We start from the raw sequence: 17,199 nt of genomic DNA on the forward strand, positions 1-17,199 counted from the left end.
AAAAATAAGGGGAAGGTGTGTACATATGTCTACAAAAAAACAGCTTTGCATTGGACTATGTTTGATTTCTAGAAAGAAAGAACAAGAGAGTATGTTTAATTCAGGGATAGATGAACAAGTAGAGTTGGCACTACAGGCAGAAAAGGCCAAGTTAGATTTTGTTTTTAAAGCGGATTATTTAGTGGCACATCCAGATTTAATTGCACGTAATAAGGGGAATGTAATTTTAGATCCAACACTATTGTTTACTGCTATTGCTTATGCAACAGAAAAAATTGGAGTCGTTACGACCGCTTCAACATCATTTTATCCACCATATATACTAGCGAGGCAACTACAATCTTTAAATTGGATTAGTAACGGCCGAGTAGGATGGAACATTGTCACATCAATTGATGGTGCTGAAAACTTTGGTGAGGCAGGGATGCCACCATCTGAGGAACGATACGCGAAAGCGGCAGAATGTACAGAGTTAGTAAGAAAACTTTGGAGGAGCCACCCTTATGAAGTTTTGAAAGAAGACAACGCAGATGTAATTAGAGAGATGGTACAGCCAATTGAGCATCGTGGTGAGCATTTTGAGGTGAAAGGTCCACTTAATATCCCGCAACATATTTCTGGGGAAATGCCTTTATTTCAAGCGGGTGCTTCAGAGTCTGGCCGGAATTTCGCTGCTTCTGTTGCGGATGCGATTTTTGCCGCAATGCCAGATGTAGAATCAGGAATCGAACTTCGTCAAGATTTAAGAAGAAGAGCAGAAAAGCATGGCCGAAAGCAAGATGATATACGTGTATTGCCTGGTTTATATTTCTTTATTGGCGATTCATATGAAGAAGCGCTAGAAATGCACAGGCAAGCTCATCAACACCTTACAAAAGAGAAGAGGTACGCTTTACTCGAAATGGTTCTCGGATTAGATGTTAGAGGGATGCCATTAGAAAGTAAGGTTACTGAACATATGCTACCAAGTAGAAATCAAGCTGTACGTAGTAAAACACATGCCGAATTATTACGGAATTTCATCATAAAACATGAACCAACTGTTGAGCAAATACTAGAACGACCAGAAGTTGTTGGTTCTGCTCATTGGGTTGCAATTGGTACACCACAAGACGTTTTCAAACAAATTATGGAAAGGTTTGAAGCAGGAGCACTAGATGGATTTATTGTAATTCCAGGGGGACCTCCAAAATCATTGGATTTATTCTTTAGTGAGGTCATTCCTTTATTCGTGAGAGCAGGTGTATTTAGAGAAGAGTATACAGGTTCAACCTTACGTGAGCATTTGGAGGGTAATATATCAAATGCTCTACAGTTGAAATAATTCATTATGCACAAAAAGCCTTCAAAAGAAGGCTTTTTATTTCGAATAAAAATTCGGAATTGTCAGTTGACTTGTAGAGGCTTCTTTTTTATATTAGTAGGTATAGCAATAACTACTAATGGAAAGTGAAATCGTCGTTTTGAAATTAGAGCTATATAAATTGTGAGGGGTTACCGATGGATGAAATAATAAAGGAGTTACAAAAGTTAGGTTTTTCCCAGTACGAATGTAAAGCGTATATTGGACTATTAAAACATTATCCAGTAACAGGTTATGAAGTGAGTAAACAAACAGGCGTACCGCGTTCGATGATTTATGAAGTACTTGGCAAGTTGATGGATAAAGGAGCGGTGCATATCGTTCCTTCTGAACCAGTGAAATATGTACCAGTGCCAGCTACGGAATTAATGGATCGAATGCGAAAAGATTTTGAAAAGTCCTTTGAATTTTTAGACCGAAAATTAAATTGTTTAGAACAAGAGCGACAAATTGATGTAATTTCGCATATTCGCTCAAATGATCGTGTTTTGAAAGAAATATGCAATATAATTAATAGAGCAAAAGAAGAGTTATGGATTTCTGTATGGGAAAATCAAGTGCACGAGATTGAGCCGTTCATTCATCAAAAGGAAGCGGAAGGCGTACATATTTTTTCAATTTTATTTGGTGCTCCAGAAACAAAAATAGGAGCGACATTTCACCATAATTATATGACACCTCACGTCGTTGAAAAGAGAATGGGTGGTCATTTAACTGTTATCGCGCGTGATGGGGAAGAAGTATTAATTGCTAATTTTTCAAATGATAGCACTTCATGGGCCGTTACAACGTATGATCCAGCTTTAGTTCTCGTCGCTACAGAATATGTTCGGCACGACATTATGGTGGAGGAGATTACGAAGGAGTTTGGAGCTGATAAATTAGATACATTATGGCGTGAAAACATAGATTTAGTTCAGGTCGTAACAGGAAAACGTACTATGGAAGAAATGGAGGGAGATAATGGTGAATAAAGCTCAAGCACATATGACACTGCAGAGCGATGATTCATTTCAGCAAGGTGTAAAGGATTGTTTACCAACTGTATTTGGATATTTGAGCATCGGTATAGCGGCTGGTGTTATTGCGAAAACAGCAGGTTTCTCGATCATAGAAATTGCTTTTATGTCCACATTAATTTACGCAGGTTCTGCTCAGTTTATATTAGCGGGTATGTATGCAGCGGGTGCCCCAGCCTCGGCAATTATTTTTACTGTGTTCTTTGTTAATTTACGTCACTTATTAATGAGTGCTGCACTCGCACCTTACTTCACTAAGATACCTCTTTTTAAAAATTTAATAATTGGTTCGCAAATTACAGATGAAACTTTCGGCGTTGCAGTGCAACAAGCAGCACAAAAAGGCCATTTAGGCGAGAAATGGATGATGGGACTTAATGTAACAGCATATTTAAATTGGATTTTAGCTACAGTTCTCGGAGGGCTTTTTGGAGAGTGGATACCAGATCCTCATACGTACGGAATGGATTATGCGTTACCAGCGATGTTTATCGGATTATTTGTACTTCAGCTAATAAGTAGTAAACCGAAACTAGCCATTCATCTAAGTGTTGCAATTGTAGCGATTATTATCGCATACGTTTCACACTTATTTATGCCAGATAGTATAGCAGTTATTATCGCAACACTTTTAGCTGCGACAATCGGGGTGGTGATTGAAAAATGGAAGTAAGATTGGACGTATTATTCCTTTTACTAGCAGCCGGAGTTGTCACACTCGTACCACGTATTTTACCTCTTCTCGTATTTAGTAAACTACAAATTCCAGACTGGGGTTTAAAATGGTTAAATTACATACCAATTGCGATATTAGCAGCACTTTTAGCACAAGTATTATTTATGCATGAGACAGTGCAGTGGGATTATATCATTGCGGCAATTCCTACATTTTTCGTAGCGATATATACTCGTAGTTTATTAGGAACAGTATTAACAGGAGTCATTGTAATTATTTTGTTACGTTTATTTTTCTAAAAAGGATTCAGCTCATATAATAGCGAAAGGTGTAATAACATGAAATATATAGGGGTGGTGTTATGATACTTTTAACGATAGGAGCAATATTGTTAACGTTGTTTATTTTTTTTATTATCGGTTTTATTACGTTTATGATGTTTGTTGATAAGGCGACACCTCAAATTTATTACACACCTTGTGAAACTATGACAATAAAATCTAAAGGTAAAAATAGAAGGAAGAAAAGTTGAATGAAGGCTTTTCTTTCTTCTATTTTTCTTGCTTTATAATGTTCTATAAAACGTTATAGAACATGCTAATGTAAAAGGGAAGTCATGTTGAGGAATTGTTCGTTTCATAAATATATCTTAAAAAGGAATTCAATTTAATATCAAGTTTGTGTATAAATGTTCTATACACAAGGGTAAAGCCTTTTGATATACCATACCCTAAAATGACACCCATACAATTAAAAATTACATCGTTTATATCGACATATCGAAAAGTGAATCCGGCATAAAGTGCTGATAAAAGTTGTAGAATTTCTAACAAGAATCCTAAGACAATTCCTGATAAAACAACTTGTTTGAAATTCGTCTTTTTTATGTAAGGAAAACCAAAGCCAAAAGGAATTGTTAGTAGTATATTAAGTAATGATGTTGTGATAGCGAAATGCTCCGTGTTGAATGGTATAAAATTAGCATCTCTCCAAACATTTTGTCCAATTTCTTTTTTCATATTTTCATCTATAATAATTGGGAATTGGGTATAATTAAGTACTACACAAAGGTACAAATAAAATATTGAAAAAAATAGTAAGTACATGTTCCTCTTTTTTAGGTGTAACTTAAAAAAGAGGAGTAAAAATAACCATATAATAAATGCTCCAATAAGAATAAAACCATCAAAGTCAATTAGCATGTTTAAAATCCCTCATATTTTCATATTTAAACTATGATGTCTATTATTAGACATCATAGTTTAGTAGCAATATTTTAATTAGATATTTTTCCGTTCCCTTTTACATTCTGTCCATCGTCATTTGTTTTCCAAATAAATAAGTAGTATTCATTTGAATTTGTATCAACATTGTATGCACCAGAGAAAGATTTATTTATGCCACCATTAACTGTTCCATAACTAGGGTCCGAACCCCATGCAGATCTGTACAGAGTATATTTTACATCGTAAGGTCCCATCGCTCCTCCATCAGTAGAATATACATATGCGCTCCCATTGATATATACACTTCCTTTAGACAGTGTGTGGAACTGTTTGTTTTTACTACCATCCACCACTCGATAGTCCATTTTAAAACTGTAACTACTAGATGCTGCTAATGTTGGTATAGCGAAACATGTCATTAAAGTTAAAGCTGTAATAATAGAAAAAATTTTTGTTTTCATGTTTTTCTCCCTGTTATTTTATTATTGAGAGGCCTTCTCAATAAAGATAATAATCCATTTAACTGTACGTGTAAATAATAAGATATAAAGATTTATAATTTTTACAATGGTTTTACAATCATTAAGAAAATGCCATATAGTTTCAATTTGTTTAAGATAAGATAGTTCAATTGTTAAAAAGTGATTAATGAATTCATTAAAATTGGTATGATTATATGGGGATCATGAATATACGACTTCAAAAGTATATTGAGGAGAATGAAGCAGCTGAACAATTCCTTGATACTATGAATTTCTAAGTTTAAAAGACTGTGGAATGATTTCAAGAAGAGAGTGTAAAATAGATGAGATATAATAATTACATAAAAATTAAGGAGAAATTAATAGACCCGAACTTGGTATTATACCAAGTTCAGGTCAAAGCTGTTAATGAAATAAAGTGATTAGGTTTTTACTACCATTTCACAGTCACATTCCCGAAAGAACTAACAAAAATAACCCAAATAGAAAACTAATAAAGTGAAACTTTAATCAGTGGGGGGTATCCCCCACTGATTATTAGTTGAACCAATCGGGCGTTTACGGGCAGTTAATCTCTCACCTAACTTCTTTGCTTCAGCCGAATTTTGAGGTGGGAGTTTTACTGCCCGTTAATGCGGGATAAAAGAAAACCGATAGATATGGAAAAAACACGATTGTTTTTCCATTCGCGTGTGAAAATGATTAAACCTAAAACGCAAAGGAAAAACCAAATGGGTAGGAATATAAATTGACTAACTTTCTCAGGTAGTAATGAATAAAAATTTGTTAAATATAATATCCAATTCGCAAAGAATAGAGTGCATACGATGAATGATTGTAAGTGTGGTCGGTTTAGAAAAGTTCCTTTTTTAACCGTCATAAAAATGAGAGCTAATGCTGAAATGAAGGGAATTATTATGAATATGAGTAATAGTAATGTTAGTGGCATATGAAACTCCTTTACAAGATTTCTCTCTGAAACTTATATTCTTTCTCAACAAGGCAGATGCGCAGGTGGAAATTTTCATACCATTGCTCACGGCCTCTTTTTTTCGCTTCTTTATGTAAGGCGTTCCTTTTCCAATTTTCAATTGCTTCAAGTGACTCCCAATAAGAAATTGTAATTCCGAGTCCGGAATTATCACGTGCACTTTCGACACCTAAAAATCCAGGTTGCTGTTTCGCAAGGTCTTCCATTTTTTCAGCAACGGTACTATAGTCTGTTGTATCATTTGATAGGTTAGAAGTGAATATAACTGCATAATAGGGCTTGTTTTTTTCTAAATCATATTTCATTATTTTCCCCCTTAATGTATAGTGCGAATAATTAATTCATAGTTTGTATTTTAGCAGGTTAAAAAAAGAAGTAGAAGATTCTTATTTTTTTTAGGTGTTGTAAAACAGAGGATAGAAGGGATTTATATTAAGTAATCTAAAGTAAGAAAAATGCCACTTCAAAAAAAAGAAGTGGCATTTTTTATATTTCCTCTAAGCTATTAACTGGAACAGTTAATTCGCGTTTTGGATTTGTTACTTCATATATGCGGGCGGTTTCGTTGCTTTCATCGACGTGTTGAATCATAACAGGCATGCCTTGAAAACTGACATTGGCTTCTTCAGATGACTCGGAAAGCTCTTTTGCGCGTTGTATATTCATTTATATTCCTCCCATCATTATTATCTTTGCAAAAAAGGAGGAATAATATACCATTTCGAGACATTTTTAAAGTTTTTGTATTATTTGTAATGTTTCTTTAATAAAAGAAGAAAAGATGGAATCCGGGTAGGATTGTATCTTTTGAGCGGCTTCTGTAGCTTCCTCCAGAGCCCTTTTTTTATCGTTAAGTTTTACATAACAAAGGGCACGATATGCACCTGCTGTTGTAAGCCACGCTTGATCAAGTGGATGGTTCATATAATCCGGCATGATACCACGTTGCAATGCTTGTAAAGCTTCCTCGTAACGTTTCAATCCGTATAAAGCTTTTCCTTTTTCAAGATAATACAATCCGTCGTCTTGAAAAAGTGGCTCATCTTTTAGTTTCTCTCGAAATTGTTCTAGATGTTTTAATGCGATTGTATATTCATTAGTAATCGTGTTGTAGTAGTAAGCTTTTAAAATATCAATAATCGCAATGGATAGAGTATCTTCTGTAAAAATGGCAAATTGCTCAGATTTTTTTATGTAATATAAATATTGTTCTTTATCAGCTGTAATGACTTTTTGGTAAGATAAAATCCGATAAAATTCGTCTGTTTTAAAATATACTTGATGCTTTTTTGAAAACTCGAGTGCCTCTAATATTGTTTTTTCACATGTTTCATAATCGCCGCATGCTAGTAAAATGATGGCTTCATATAAACATAACTCGATATGTATAATGAGATCCATTTCTAAATGTTTCTCCTCATAATCATTTCTAATACTAGCTATAAGTTGTAAACATTCACCATACTTTTTACGTGTGAATATCGTAAAGGATAATTTTAATTTTGTTTCCGTACTGTCCCGGTATAACGTATATTTTTCAAAAATAGAAGTAGCCTTTTCAACGTAATATTCAATGTTGTAATCTTTCATAATCGCCGCAGCTGTTACAAATTGTTTATATAAACGAGCGGTATTTAAAGTAGAAGGTAGCTCTTTTTGAACGATAGGTAGTAAAGTCTCATATACTTCATCACATTTATTTGCCTTTATTAGTTGTTCCATTTGTTGAATGATTTCTACAATTTCTACATCATCTTCTTCTAGTAAAAAACTCGTTTCGCATCCAAGTTTTTCAGCGATGTATTGTAATGTTTTCATGGAAGGTGTAGCTTTTCCATTTTCAATTTGACTTAACATACTTTTTGTCAGTTCTGAACCTGCTAATTCAGTTTGAGTAAGCTTTTTTTCTTTTCGTAACGTTTTAATTTTCTCGCCGAGAGTAGCCATCATATGCTCCTTTATAATCAAAAAGTTAAATATAATTAAACTTTTCGTTGTAAAAATTGGAAAGTTTTATATATAATAAGTTTAACACAATTTAACTTTTAAAGGGAGAGTGTCATAATGGGGGATGTAAGTATAGGTCAAAATGATTGGAAAATGAAGATTGCAACGAGAAATATTATTTTAATGATGATTGGAAAAATGACGTCCTTGTTAGGGGCGGGTATTTATACGTTTGCAATGGGGTTATACGTATTAAAGACAACTGGTTCAGGTATGGGGTTTGCAACTACGCTCATTTGCGGATCAATACCAAGAATGATCTGTGGACCAATTGCAGGTGCTGTAGCTGACCGTGTGAACCGAAGATGGCTTGTCATTGGTACTGATTTATTAAGTAGCTTAACAATGCTTATTATGTTTATTCTTGCTACTATGTTTGGGCCATCACTTCTTTTTATTTATGTTTCAGCAGCATTATTATCAATTTGTGCAAGCTTTTATTCTGTAGCATTAACTTCGTCTATTCCTAATTTAGTAGACGAGGAGCGTATTCAAAAAGCGAGTGCTTTGAACCAGACGGCAGCATCTTTATCGAATATTTTAGCACCGATTATTGGAGGAGTTGTATTTGGTTTCTTTTCAATCAAAACATTTTTCCTGTTAAATAGTATTACATTCTTTTTAGCAGTTATTGTACAATTATTCATCGTATTTGATTTATATAAAAAAGAATTGGCCGAAAGTAAAGAGCATTTCTTGACGAGTATAAAAGAAGGTTTTTCATATGTAAAACGACAGCATGAAATATATGGTTTAATGAAAATTGCAGTAGGGGTAAACTTTTTTGCGAGTGCACTGTTCGTTTCACTTCCGTATATTATTGTTCAAAATTTGCATTTATCCTCGAAGCAACTCGGTGTTGTAGAGGGAATGTTAGCAGTCGGGATGCTAATTGGTGCGATTGTTTTATCAGTACGTAAAGAAGTGAATAATCCGTTTCGCTCTGTTTATATTGGGCTGTTTTTATTTGCGGGCTTGAGTTTATGTACAGTCTTTCCATTGTTAGTTACCATTCCGAAAGTAGTAAGTTTTATTTACTATATCGCTTTTATGATTTTAACTGGTATATCAATGATGGTTGTAAATATACCTATGCAAGTACATATTCAAAAGACGACAGACCCAAGCTATTTAGGACGCGTTTTCGGTTTACTTGAAACAATTTCTACCGCAATCGCACCGCTTGGTATGATTGTATATGGATTATTATTAGATATGTTACCGACTAGCATTGTTATGATGACATTAGGTGGAGGGTTATTATTAGTTGTATTAGTTGGAGTAAGAAAGCAAGTGGCGAAAAAGCAAGTGGATGTGTCGGCCTAAAAATAAGAAAGTAATAAAAAATTGACTGGAAATAATAAAAATGACCAAATTAGTATTTTAGTTTTTGAAACTCTTTTTCATGTATGTTACAGTATAGTGAGCAGGCAAAGAAAAGGAGAAAACATCATGAGAAAATTAAGTTTTGTAATGCTTTTTCTGTTAGTCGTAATGACTGGATGTAGTAATTATGACACGTATATTGAAACAGGTATGCAATCATTGAAAAATGAAAAATATAGTGATGCGATTATGTGGTTTGAAAAAGCGGAAAAAGAGAAATCAGGAAATGAAGCGAAGGCATATAAAGAAGTCGCTCAGTTACTAGATCGCGGTGCGACAGCATTAAAAGACGGTAAGTATTTAGAAACGAAAGATATTGCAAATGAAGTGTTACAAAAGAAAAAAGATGATGCACTTGAAAAAGCTGTGACATCAAATGCAGAGAATATGCTTCAAAAAGCAAAAGATGTGGAAGAGAAAGTAAATGAAAGAGTAGCGAAACGAAAAAAGGTAAATGAAGAAGGAATCGATAAATTAATTAAAGCTGTTGATAGTATAGATGATGTAAAAGAAAAAGAGAAAAAAGTTTCAGAAGCATTAGATAAGGCTGAAGAGGCACAAGCAAAAATTGAGGATAAGAAAAACAAATAGAGTTATAGTTTAAAAGGCTGTCGTGTATAACGACAGCCTTTTAATTTTTTTCTGCAAAAGAAGTAATGCTATGTAGTAAAAAAGAAATTATTTTAGAATTCCATCTGTCCTCATGATGAATGGTATAAATATTACGCTGAAATTCAAAATCAGGGATCGGTATATAGCATAGCTCATTTCGTTGTACTTCTTGCTCAATAGCAAGTTTTGAAATAAAGGCAACCCCATTACCATATTTTAAAATTTGTTTCATCGTTTCTAATGAATCTAGTTCAATTTCTGATTGGAATGTAATGTTATGTGCTAACGTCCATTGTGTAAGTAAATCTCTCGTTGTAGATGGGTTACGATGCAATAATATACGTTCTTTTTCGATATCTTGTAATGATACATTTGTTCTTTTAGAAAGATGATGTTCTTTGGAAAAGGCAAGAACAAGTGTATCAGGCATTACATTCATTTGTTTTAGAAGTGGTTCGTCAAACGGTGCCGCAGAAATTACCCCGAGATCAATTTCATGATTTTGTAGCATCGTTCGAATTTCAGGAGCTGTTTTTACTATGAGTGTTATTTTTATATTTGGAAATTCGCATTGAAATTGGTGAACAACTTCTGGTAAAAGATAAGTCGCGGGTACATAACTAGCACCAATTGTTATAGCGCCTTTATTAAAATCTTTAAACTCTTGTGTGACCCGCCTAGCTTCTTTCATAAGTGCATCTATTTTACAAGCATAATGATGCAACGCTTCACCAGCTTCTGTTAAGAAATACCTTCCGGAACGTAATTCAAATAAAGGCACACCAAGTTCCTCTTCTAAGCTTTTTATATGAAACGTAATAGTAGGTTGTTTAACGCCAAGTTTTTCTGCAACAATAGTAAGCTTTTTGTATTTCTTAATAAGCACTACAATTTCTAATTTTAAGAGATTCATGATAAGTTGGCCCCTTTTTCTTCTAACTATAGAAAAAATCTATAGAAATAAATAGTTTATTAGAGATTTTTTAATTTAATCTTTACAGTACATTAACATTCAGTATAAAACTTCCAGATAGAATGAAAGCAGGTTAAGAATGAGGGGAGAGAGGTGAAACGATGGATATTAAAATTCATGGATTAGAAAAGGCATTTGGGAAAACACAGGCGTTAAAGCCGTTACAGATTGTAATGAAAAAAGGGGAATTCACCACACTTTTAGGACCTTCAGGATGCGGGAAAACGACTTTACTTAGAATGATTGCAGGGCTTGAGGAACCGGATAAAGGTGAAATATATTTTGGAGATAAGTGCATGTATTCTTCTGCTAAAAAGATAAAAACATCTCCTCATGAGCGGAATATCGGCATGGTATTTCAAGATTTTGCTTTATGGCCGCATATGACTGTATTTGAAAATGTTGCATTTGGTTTAAGGGCTACAAAGCAAACGAATCAATTAAGAGAAAAGGTAGAAGATGCGATAAAGCGAGTTCGTTTGCAAGGTATGGAGAAAAGATATCCGCATGAACTCTCAGGTGGACAGCAGCAACGTGTCGCATTTGCTAGAGCAATTGTAACGAAACCTCATTTTATTTTGTTCGATGAACCGTTAAGTGCACTCGATGCAATTTTGCGAGAAGAAATGCGATTAGAACTTATGGACATCGTTCATTCAATTGGTTTAACGGCATTGTATGTAACACATGATCAAACAGAAGCTATGTCAATGTCAGACCAAATTATTGTCATGAAGCAGGGTGAAGTATTACAAAAAGGAACACCAGAAGACATTTATGTGAAACCGTCTCATGAATTTGTTGCAAAATTTGTTGGTAAGGCAAATTGGCTTGTAGAGGGGAAAAAAATGATTCGTCCAGAGCATGTGAGCTGGACAAAAAATGACTTGTGCGAAATGTATACAGGTGAAGTTCAGCACGTTACATATGTAGGAGAACGTTATGAAGTGAAAGTAAACATGGGGACACTCGGTGTATGGACAGCTTATCACAATAGTAAGCTAAGCGTTGGTAAACAGGTATCGTTATATGTACCAAAAAAATGTATTCATCATATAGGGGGAGAATCGTATGAAGAAATTCAGTTCGCTTAAGTCTTTATTTGTATGTACTTTACTATTTTCTGCTGTAGTAACAGGTTGTAGCTCAAAGACAGGCAGTGTAGATGCAAAAAATAAAAACGCTAATGAAAAGAAAATCGTTGTATATAGTGCAGGACCAAAAGGATTAGCAGAAAAAATTCAAAAGGACTTTGAAAAGAAAACAGGGATAAAAGTAGAAATGTTTCAAGGAACAACAGGTAAGATTTTAGCAAGAATGGAGGCTGAAAAGAAAAATCCAGTCGTTGACGTTGTCGTACTTGCTTCTTTACCAGCGATGGAAGGATTAAAAAAAGATGGGCAAACGTTAGCTTATAAAGAAGCAAAACAAGCTGATAAGCTTCGTTCTGAATGGTCGGATGATAAAGGACATTATTTTGGATATAGTGCTTCAGCATTAGGAATTGTGTATAACACAAAAAATGTGAAGACAGCACCTGAAGATTGGAGCGATATAACGAAAGGAGAATGGAAAGGGAAAGTGAATCTTCCAGATCCAGCACTTTCAGGTTCAGCTTTAGACTTTGTAACAGGATATGTGAAAAAGAATGGACAAGATGGATGGAATTTATTTGAACAGCTTAAGAAAAATGAAGTTACAGTAGCTGGGGCAAACCAAGAAGCGTTAGACCCAGTTGTAACAGGTGCGAAAGATATGGTAATTGCGGGTGTTGACTATATGACGTACAGTGCAAAAGCAAAGGGTGAACCGGTTGATATCGTATATCCAAAAAGCGGAACAGTCATTAGTCCACGTGCAGCAGGCATTATGAAGGATAGTAAAAATGTAGAAGGTGCAAAAGAGTTTATTGATTATTTATTATCAGATGATGTGCAAAAACAAGTTTCTAAAGCGTATTTGTTGCCAGGTAGAAAAGATATAAAAGCTGAAAATAGACCGAATGTAGAAGAGATTCCAGTATTAAATATTGATTGGAAAACAGTTGAGAAAGAACAAGATGAAATAGCAAAACAATTTAAGAAAGTATTTCAATAAGATGGTGATTACATGGTAAATCGATTCGTATCAGTAAGACAAGTTGGAATGACAGTAGCGTTGTTACTTGTGGCGATGTTAATCGTCATTCCGCTTTTTCTCATTTTATTTTCTAGTGTATATGAAAATAGCAGTTGGAATTTTTTAAAGCCTTTTGAAGTCATGCAGAGTGGTGGATTAGCTGGGATTTTTCTAAATTCGATGCTTCTAGGTGTACTCGTTGTAATAGGAGCTACAATATTTGCGTTTCCATTGGCGTTCATTATGAGCAAAACAGATGTAGGAAAGTATAGTAAGTTAGATATTGTTTTTATGATCCCATTTATGACCCCGCCCTATATCGGATCGATGGGATGGATTTTGTTCATGCAACCTAACGGTTATTTTGAACAATTTTTTCCGGCTTTAAAGCCGATTTCATCATCGTTTTTTAGTTTAGGCGGTATGGTTTTAATTATGAGTCTGCATTTATTCCCATTCCTTTACTTCATGTTGAAAAACACGTTACTTCAGATTGGGAGTAGTAAAGAAGAAGCGGCAGCAGTTCATGGTGGAAGTTTTTTCTATCGCTTAAGAAAGATAATACTACCGTTATTGTTATCAAGTTATGTAATGGGTGCTTTACTCATTTTCGTAAAGACGATTGCTGAATTTGGAACACCAGCTACATTCGGACGTAGAATAGGATTCCATGTGTTAACATCTGAGATTCATAAATTTATCTCTAGTTGGCCGATTGATTTTGGCAGTGCCACAGCATTATCTTCTTTATTACTTAGTGCGTGTATGCTCATTTGGTATATGCAAAATGTATTGAATCGAAAGTATACATATGCAATGGTTAGTGGAAAAGGTGTGAAATCTAAAAGGTATACTTTGTCTATATTTGCGCGCGTTATAGCATGGGTTTATGTAATTGGCTTACTAATAGTAGCAATTGGAATCCCATACTTTTCTATACTTATTGCTTCTTTGTCGAAGTTAAGAGGCGGTGGCTTACATTTTAATAACTTTACAACAAGCCATTATGAAGCATTATTTACAATTGGTTCTCCGGGATTAGAAGCTTTATGGAACAGTTTTCTTTTTTCACTCGTAACGGCGATTGTTGCTGTAATTATTGGCGTATTTTTGGCGCTTATGATTCGAAAGGGGAAAAAGTCCTCTGAAAAATGGCTTGATATGTGCGGCATGTTACCGAATATGGTACCAGGAATAGTGATGGTTGTAGGGCTTATTTTATTTTGGAATTCACCCTATATGCCTATGTCAATTTACAATACACCAGTCATGGTTATCGTAACGTATGTTGTTCTCTTTTTACCTTATACGGTGCAGTATGTAAAAGCATCGCTCGGACAAATTGATGATTCTCTTGTACAGGCAGGAAGTATTTTTTCTGGGAATTATATTTATATTTTTAGAAAAATAATATTGCCGCTTATTATTCCAGGAATTCTTGCTGGATGGGCGATGACATTTACGATTTCGATAAGAGAGTTAGTAGCATCGCTTCTCGTACTACCTCCATCAGTAGAAACGTCAGCAACGTTTATTTTTGCTCAATTTGAACAAGGAGAAGTATCTATAGGAATGGCAATGGCTGTTGTTTCTGTTGGGCTTACAACAATGTGCTTATTACTTCTGCAACATATGGAGCAAAAACGAAAAGGGGTAGCATGATGAGGATGGAAGTATGGGGAGGAGCGGGAGAATACGGTCGTTCCTGCTATTTTGTAAAAAATAAAGAGACAAAAATAGTATTTGATTGTGGTATTAATCGATCATATGAGGATAGTTATCCTAAAATAGAAAGAGAAGTTGTTCCATTTTTGGATGCAGTATTTTTATCACATATTCATGAAGACCATACGATGGGTTTACCTTTATTGACGAAGTATGGATATAAGAAAAAAATTTGGACGACTCGTTATACGAAGGAGCAACTTCCAGCTTATTTTGAAAAATGGGGAAACTACAATCTTTCAAAAGGGTGGAATTTACCTTATAACGATCAAAATATTAAAGATCTAAATTATGTATGTATTGATGAGATTAGTAATCCAAATGAATGGATACAGATTACACCAACGTTGCGGTTTCAATGGGGGTATAGTGGGCATGTATTAGGAGCTGTTTGGTTTTTAGTGGATATGTGTAATACATACGTATTTTATTCTGGTGATTATTCAGCAGAATCTAATATACTACGAGCTAATTTACCTGAAGATTTGCGAAGCGATATAAAAATTGCTATTGTAGATGCCGCTTATCACACTGATGATGTTTCACAAAAGGAACGAGTAGACGAATTATGTGCAGAAATTGAACGAGTTGCTCAAAATAAAGGAACGGCATTACTACCACTGCCCTCACTTGGTAGGGCGCAAGATATAGTATTGTATTTATATGAACGATATCAAGAACTTCCAATTATAGTAGATAAAGAAATTTTTGCTGGATTTGAAGAGATGTTCATATATAAAGATTGGTTAAAAAATAATGAAAAACTTGAACGGGTTGTGGAGGATTTAAAAAGAAACATAATAGTTATGGATAAGGAAATTTGTATGCAAAATAGTTACGGAATAGTTGTAATGAGTGATGCGAATATGCAAACGAAACGAGCACAGTTGTATTATGAACAACTTCGGCATGAAGAACGAAATTCGATTATCTTTACTGGACATATTGCTAAAGGAAGTTTTGCAGAAAAAGTTTTGAAGGAACGTGTAGGTAAAGAATGTAGGGTGAAGCGAGTTCCATATAAAGTTCATCAAAGTATAAGTGACGTTAAGGAAATGTTAAATACACTATTACCAGAACATACGGTGTTAGTACATGCTTTGAAAGAGGATACGGATCGATTGCAGGAAAAGCTTAGCATAGCAGGATATGAAAATGTGTATTCACTTGCAATGGAATGTGTAGAAGTCATATAAAATGTAAAGGAGATTGGTATATGAAAAAAGTATTTGTATTCGTAAGTATTTTCTTTTGTTGTTTCCTTTATAACGTTAAGGAAGGTTTTGCTGCTAGTCCAATGAAACCTAGCTTTGAAGTGAAGTTATTATTAAAGCCAGAACAAGTATTAGGTTATAACAAAGAGATGAAGCAAGAGGTACTAGAATATTTTCAGGCTGGTACAAATTATGAAAGAATACAGGTGCAATTTTTAGATACGGCAAATAAAAATTTAAGTAATGAAGGTTGGTTTGCGAGAATTCGAAAGAAAGAATTTAGTAAAGATTTTGAGCTAACATATAAAAAAAGATATCCTATTCAAAATGGTGTAATTCAAGAAGCACTAGAAGTGGCTAAAAAGGATGGATTTGATAGTAAAACTGATAATTATGAGGCGGAAATAGATTGGGGATTTGAGAAGAAAACGTTAAGTATTTCAAATAAGAAAAGTTACAGTGCTAAAGGATATGGAGTACTTGATTTACCAAACGAACGAGCCGCTCAAAACATGTTAATAGAAAAGTTGCCAGGGAAAATGAACAAATGGTTGTATACGAATTGGGGAGAAGAAATGCTCAAGAATTCTCGTATTTATGGTCCTGTATTAATGAAAAGGTATACAGCTGAATTTGAAAATATTAAAACGAATATTGAAGTTTGGCCACTAAGTAATACCGGGAAGATAGAAGATGACTTCGTAATAGAAGTGTCGTTTAAAACAACTGTGGAAAGTATCGCGACAAAACAAAGAGAATTATTAATGGCGAGTATAGAGAAAAAAGGATGGTTGTTACCGAAAGATAGTTTGAAGACAGAGCTTATTTTTCAGTAAATAGGAAAGAAGGAATCCATGGCACATGGATTCCTTCTTCTAATATATGAGTATTAAGCTAAATCAGCTGACACGAACATATCATTATTTTGAAGGTTTTTAGAGCGTAAACTATAAGCAACTACCTTCTTTTTATGTTGTTTTACTACATCAACATGCTCTTCATGACTATAAATATAAAATGTAAAATCTTTTTTGCCACGTTTTGCAGTGATAATTAAAGGAGTGCCTTCATTGTGTGGTGGTGCATAATAGCGATCTAAAAATAATCCTTCGTTAAAATCATGAATAATTTTGGATTTCTTTTCGCCTTCTAAGTTATTTCCATTGATTGTAACAGTCACATTCTCTTCTTCAAGTTGTGGATGTGTTTCGTACTTGCTAATAATGGATTCAATAGCAGAGTTAGGAAGGCTAGAAACAATAATTTTAAATGCTCCAAATACAACTAACATTACAATAAACCAAGTCGTCATAGTATTTCATCCCCTTTATCCCACAGTAACGGTCCGTAAAATCCTGGTTGGTGCGGGCTAATAATCAGTGTGGGATAGATACCCCGTACTGACTA

Annotated in this window: 20 protein-coding genes; 12 read left to right on the forward strand and 8 right to left on the reverse strand. The window is 34.4% G+C overall.

Annotated elements, in window-relative coordinates:
• Positions 1–25 precede the first annotated feature (25 nt).
• The 5 genes from B5P40_RS00410 (at position 26) to B5P40_RS00430 (ending at position 3,590) form a co-directional block, all read left to right on the forward strand.
• On the forward strand, positions 26–1,324 hold the full coding sequence (locus tag B5P40_RS00410) for an NtaA/DmoA family FMN-dependent monooxygenase (protein WP_002189087.1): 1,299 nt from the start codon (positions 26–28) through the stop codon (positions 1,322–1,324).
• 176 nt (positions 1,325–1,500) lie between these two features.
• Positions 1,501–2,337, forward strand: a complete 837-nt coding sequence (locus tag B5P40_RS00415) for a TrmB family transcriptional regulator (RefSeq protein WP_113708673.1) — start codon at positions 1,501–1,503, stop codon at positions 2,335–2,337.
• Positions 2,327–3,055, forward strand: coding sequence for an AzlC family ABC transporter permease (locus B5P40_RS00420; protein ID WP_002126646.1), 729 nt, complete (start codon positions 2,327–2,329; stop codon positions 3,053–3,055). Before B5P40_RS00415 ends, B5P40_RS00420 begins: the two co-directional genes overlap by 11 nt.
• A complete protein-coding gene (locus B5P40_RS00425) occupies positions 3,046–3,357 on the forward strand; it encodes an AzlD domain-containing protein (protein ID WP_002186217.1) in 312 nt (103 codons plus the stop codon). Before B5P40_RS00420 ends, B5P40_RS00425 begins: the two co-directional genes overlap by 10 nt.
• Before the next feature lie 62 nt (positions 3,358–3,419).
• Positions 3,420–3,590 (forward strand): DUF3951 domain-containing protein, encoded by a 171-nt coding sequence (locus tag B5P40_RS00430; protein WP_002011981.1) that lies wholly within the window; start codon positions 3,420–3,422, stop codon positions 3,588–3,590.
• 82 nt (positions 3,591–3,672) lie between these two features.
• Here B5P40_RS00430 and B5P40_RS00435 read toward each other — a convergent pair whose 3' ends face one another.
• The 6 genes from B5P40_RS00435 to B5P40_RS00460 form a co-directional block, all read right to left on the reverse strand.
• Positions 3,673–4,260, reverse strand: coding sequence for a VanZ family protein (locus tag B5P40_RS00435; RefSeq protein ID WP_002189089.1), 588 nt, complete (start codon positions 4,258–4,260; stop codon positions 3,673–3,675).
• A 74-nt stretch (positions 4,261–4,334) separates the two neighbouring features.
• Positions 4,335–4,745, reverse strand: coding sequence for a hypothetical protein (locus tag B5P40_RS00440; protein WP_002011979.1), 411 nt, complete (start codon positions 4,743–4,745; stop codon positions 4,335–4,337).
• 640 nt (positions 4,746–5,385) lie between these two features.
• Positions 5,386–5,715, reverse strand: a complete 330-nt coding sequence (locus B5P40_RS00445) for a hypothetical protein (protein WP_113708674.1) — start codon at positions 5,713–5,715, stop codon at positions 5,386–5,388.
• An 11-nt stretch (positions 5,716–5,726) separates the two neighbouring features.
• Positions 5,727–6,062, reverse strand: coding sequence for an antibiotic biosynthesis monooxygenase family protein (locus tag B5P40_RS00450; RefSeq protein WP_002141167.1), 336 nt, complete (start codon positions 6,060–6,062; stop codon positions 5,727–5,729).
• Positions 6,063–6,243: 181 nt separating this feature from the next.
• Entirely contained in the window at positions 6,244–6,423 is a 180-nt protein-coding gene (locus B5P40_RS00455; RefSeq protein ID WP_001025736.1) for an H-type small acid-soluble spore protein, read from the reverse strand.
• Between the two features lie 66 nt (positions 6,424–6,489).
• Positions 6,490–7,704: a helix-turn-helix domain-containing protein gene (locus B5P40_RS00460; RefSeq protein ID WP_002189092.1), complete on the reverse strand. Its 1,215-nt coding sequence runs from the start codon at positions 7,702–7,704 to the stop codon at positions 6,490–6,492.
• 117 nt (positions 7,705–7,821) lie between these two features.
• Between B5P40_RS00460 and B5P40_RS00465 the strand changes: the two genes are divergently transcribed.
• Positions 7,822–9,090: an MFS transporter gene (locus tag B5P40_RS00465; RefSeq protein ID WP_002193126.1), complete on the forward strand. Its 1,269-nt coding sequence runs from the start codon at positions 7,822–7,824 to the stop codon at positions 9,088–9,090.
• A gap of 126 nt (positions 9,091–9,216) precedes the next feature.
• A complete protein-coding gene (locus B5P40_RS00470) occupies positions 9,217–9,741 on the forward strand; it encodes an outer membrane protein assembly factor BamD (protein ID WP_002086429.1) in 525 nt (174 codons plus the stop codon).
• Between the two features lie 40 nt (positions 9,742–9,781).
• Here the strand turns inward: B5P40_RS00470 and B5P40_RS00475 are convergent, their stop codons facing one another.
• Complete coding sequence (locus B5P40_RS00475) at positions 9,782–10,675, reverse strand: LysR family transcriptional regulator (RefSeq protein ID WP_002126660.1); 894 nt, start codon at positions 10,673–10,675, stop codon at positions 9,782–9,784.
• 161 nt (positions 10,676–10,836) lie between these two features.
• Here B5P40_RS00475 and B5P40_RS00480 point away from each other — a divergent pair, with 161 nt between their 5' ends.
• The 5 genes from B5P40_RS00480 to B5P40_RS00500 are packed head-to-tail and all read left to right on the forward strand — an operon-like array spanning position 10,837 to position 16,628.
• The gene (locus B5P40_RS00480) at positions 10,837–11,829 is read left to right on the forward strand and encodes an ABC transporter ATP-binding protein (RefSeq protein ID WP_078175703.1); all 993 of its coding nucleotides are present in this window, start codon (positions 10,837–10,839) and stop codon (positions 11,827–11,829) included.
• Complete coding sequence (locus tag B5P40_RS00485; protein ID WP_002086426.1) at positions 11,807–12,832, forward strand: ABC transporter substrate-binding protein; 1,026 nt, start codon at positions 11,807–11,809, stop codon at positions 12,830–12,832. The genes B5P40_RS00480 and B5P40_RS00485 overlap by 23 nt, the downstream gene beginning before the upstream one ends.
• A 12-nt stretch (positions 12,833–12,844) precedes the next feature.
• Positions 12,845–14,515, forward strand: a complete 1,671-nt coding sequence (locus tag B5P40_RS00490) for an ABC transporter permease (protein ID WP_002031009.1) — start codon at positions 12,845–12,847, stop codon at positions 14,513–14,515.
• On the forward strand, positions 14,512–15,774 hold the full coding sequence (locus B5P40_RS00495) for an MBL fold metallo-hydrolase (protein WP_002193124.1): 1,263 nt from the start codon (positions 14,512–14,514) through the stop codon (positions 15,772–15,774). The genes B5P40_RS00490 and B5P40_RS00495 overlap by 4 nt, the downstream gene beginning before the upstream one ends.
• 20 nt (positions 15,775–15,794) lie before the next feature.
• Positions 15,795–16,628: a hypothetical protein gene (locus B5P40_RS00500; protein WP_113708675.1), complete on the forward strand. Its 834-nt coding sequence runs from the start codon at positions 15,795–15,797 to the stop codon at positions 16,626–16,628.
• 53 nt (positions 16,629–16,681) lie between these two features.
• Here B5P40_RS00500 and B5P40_RS00505 read toward each other — a convergent pair whose 3' ends face one another.
• The gene (locus tag B5P40_RS00505; protein ID WP_002168706.1) at positions 16,682–17,104 is read right to left on the reverse strand and encodes a YfmQ family protein; all 423 of its coding nucleotides are present in this window, start codon (positions 17,102–17,104) and stop codon (positions 16,682–16,684) included.
• Positions 17,105–17,199: the final 95 nt, after the last annotated feature.

The sequence above is a fragment of the Bacillus sp. SRB_8 genome (assembly GCF_003264205.1).
GTDB classification, from domain to species: Bacteria; Bacillota; Bacilli; order Bacillales; family Bacillaceae_G; genus Bacillus_A; species Bacillus_A mycoides.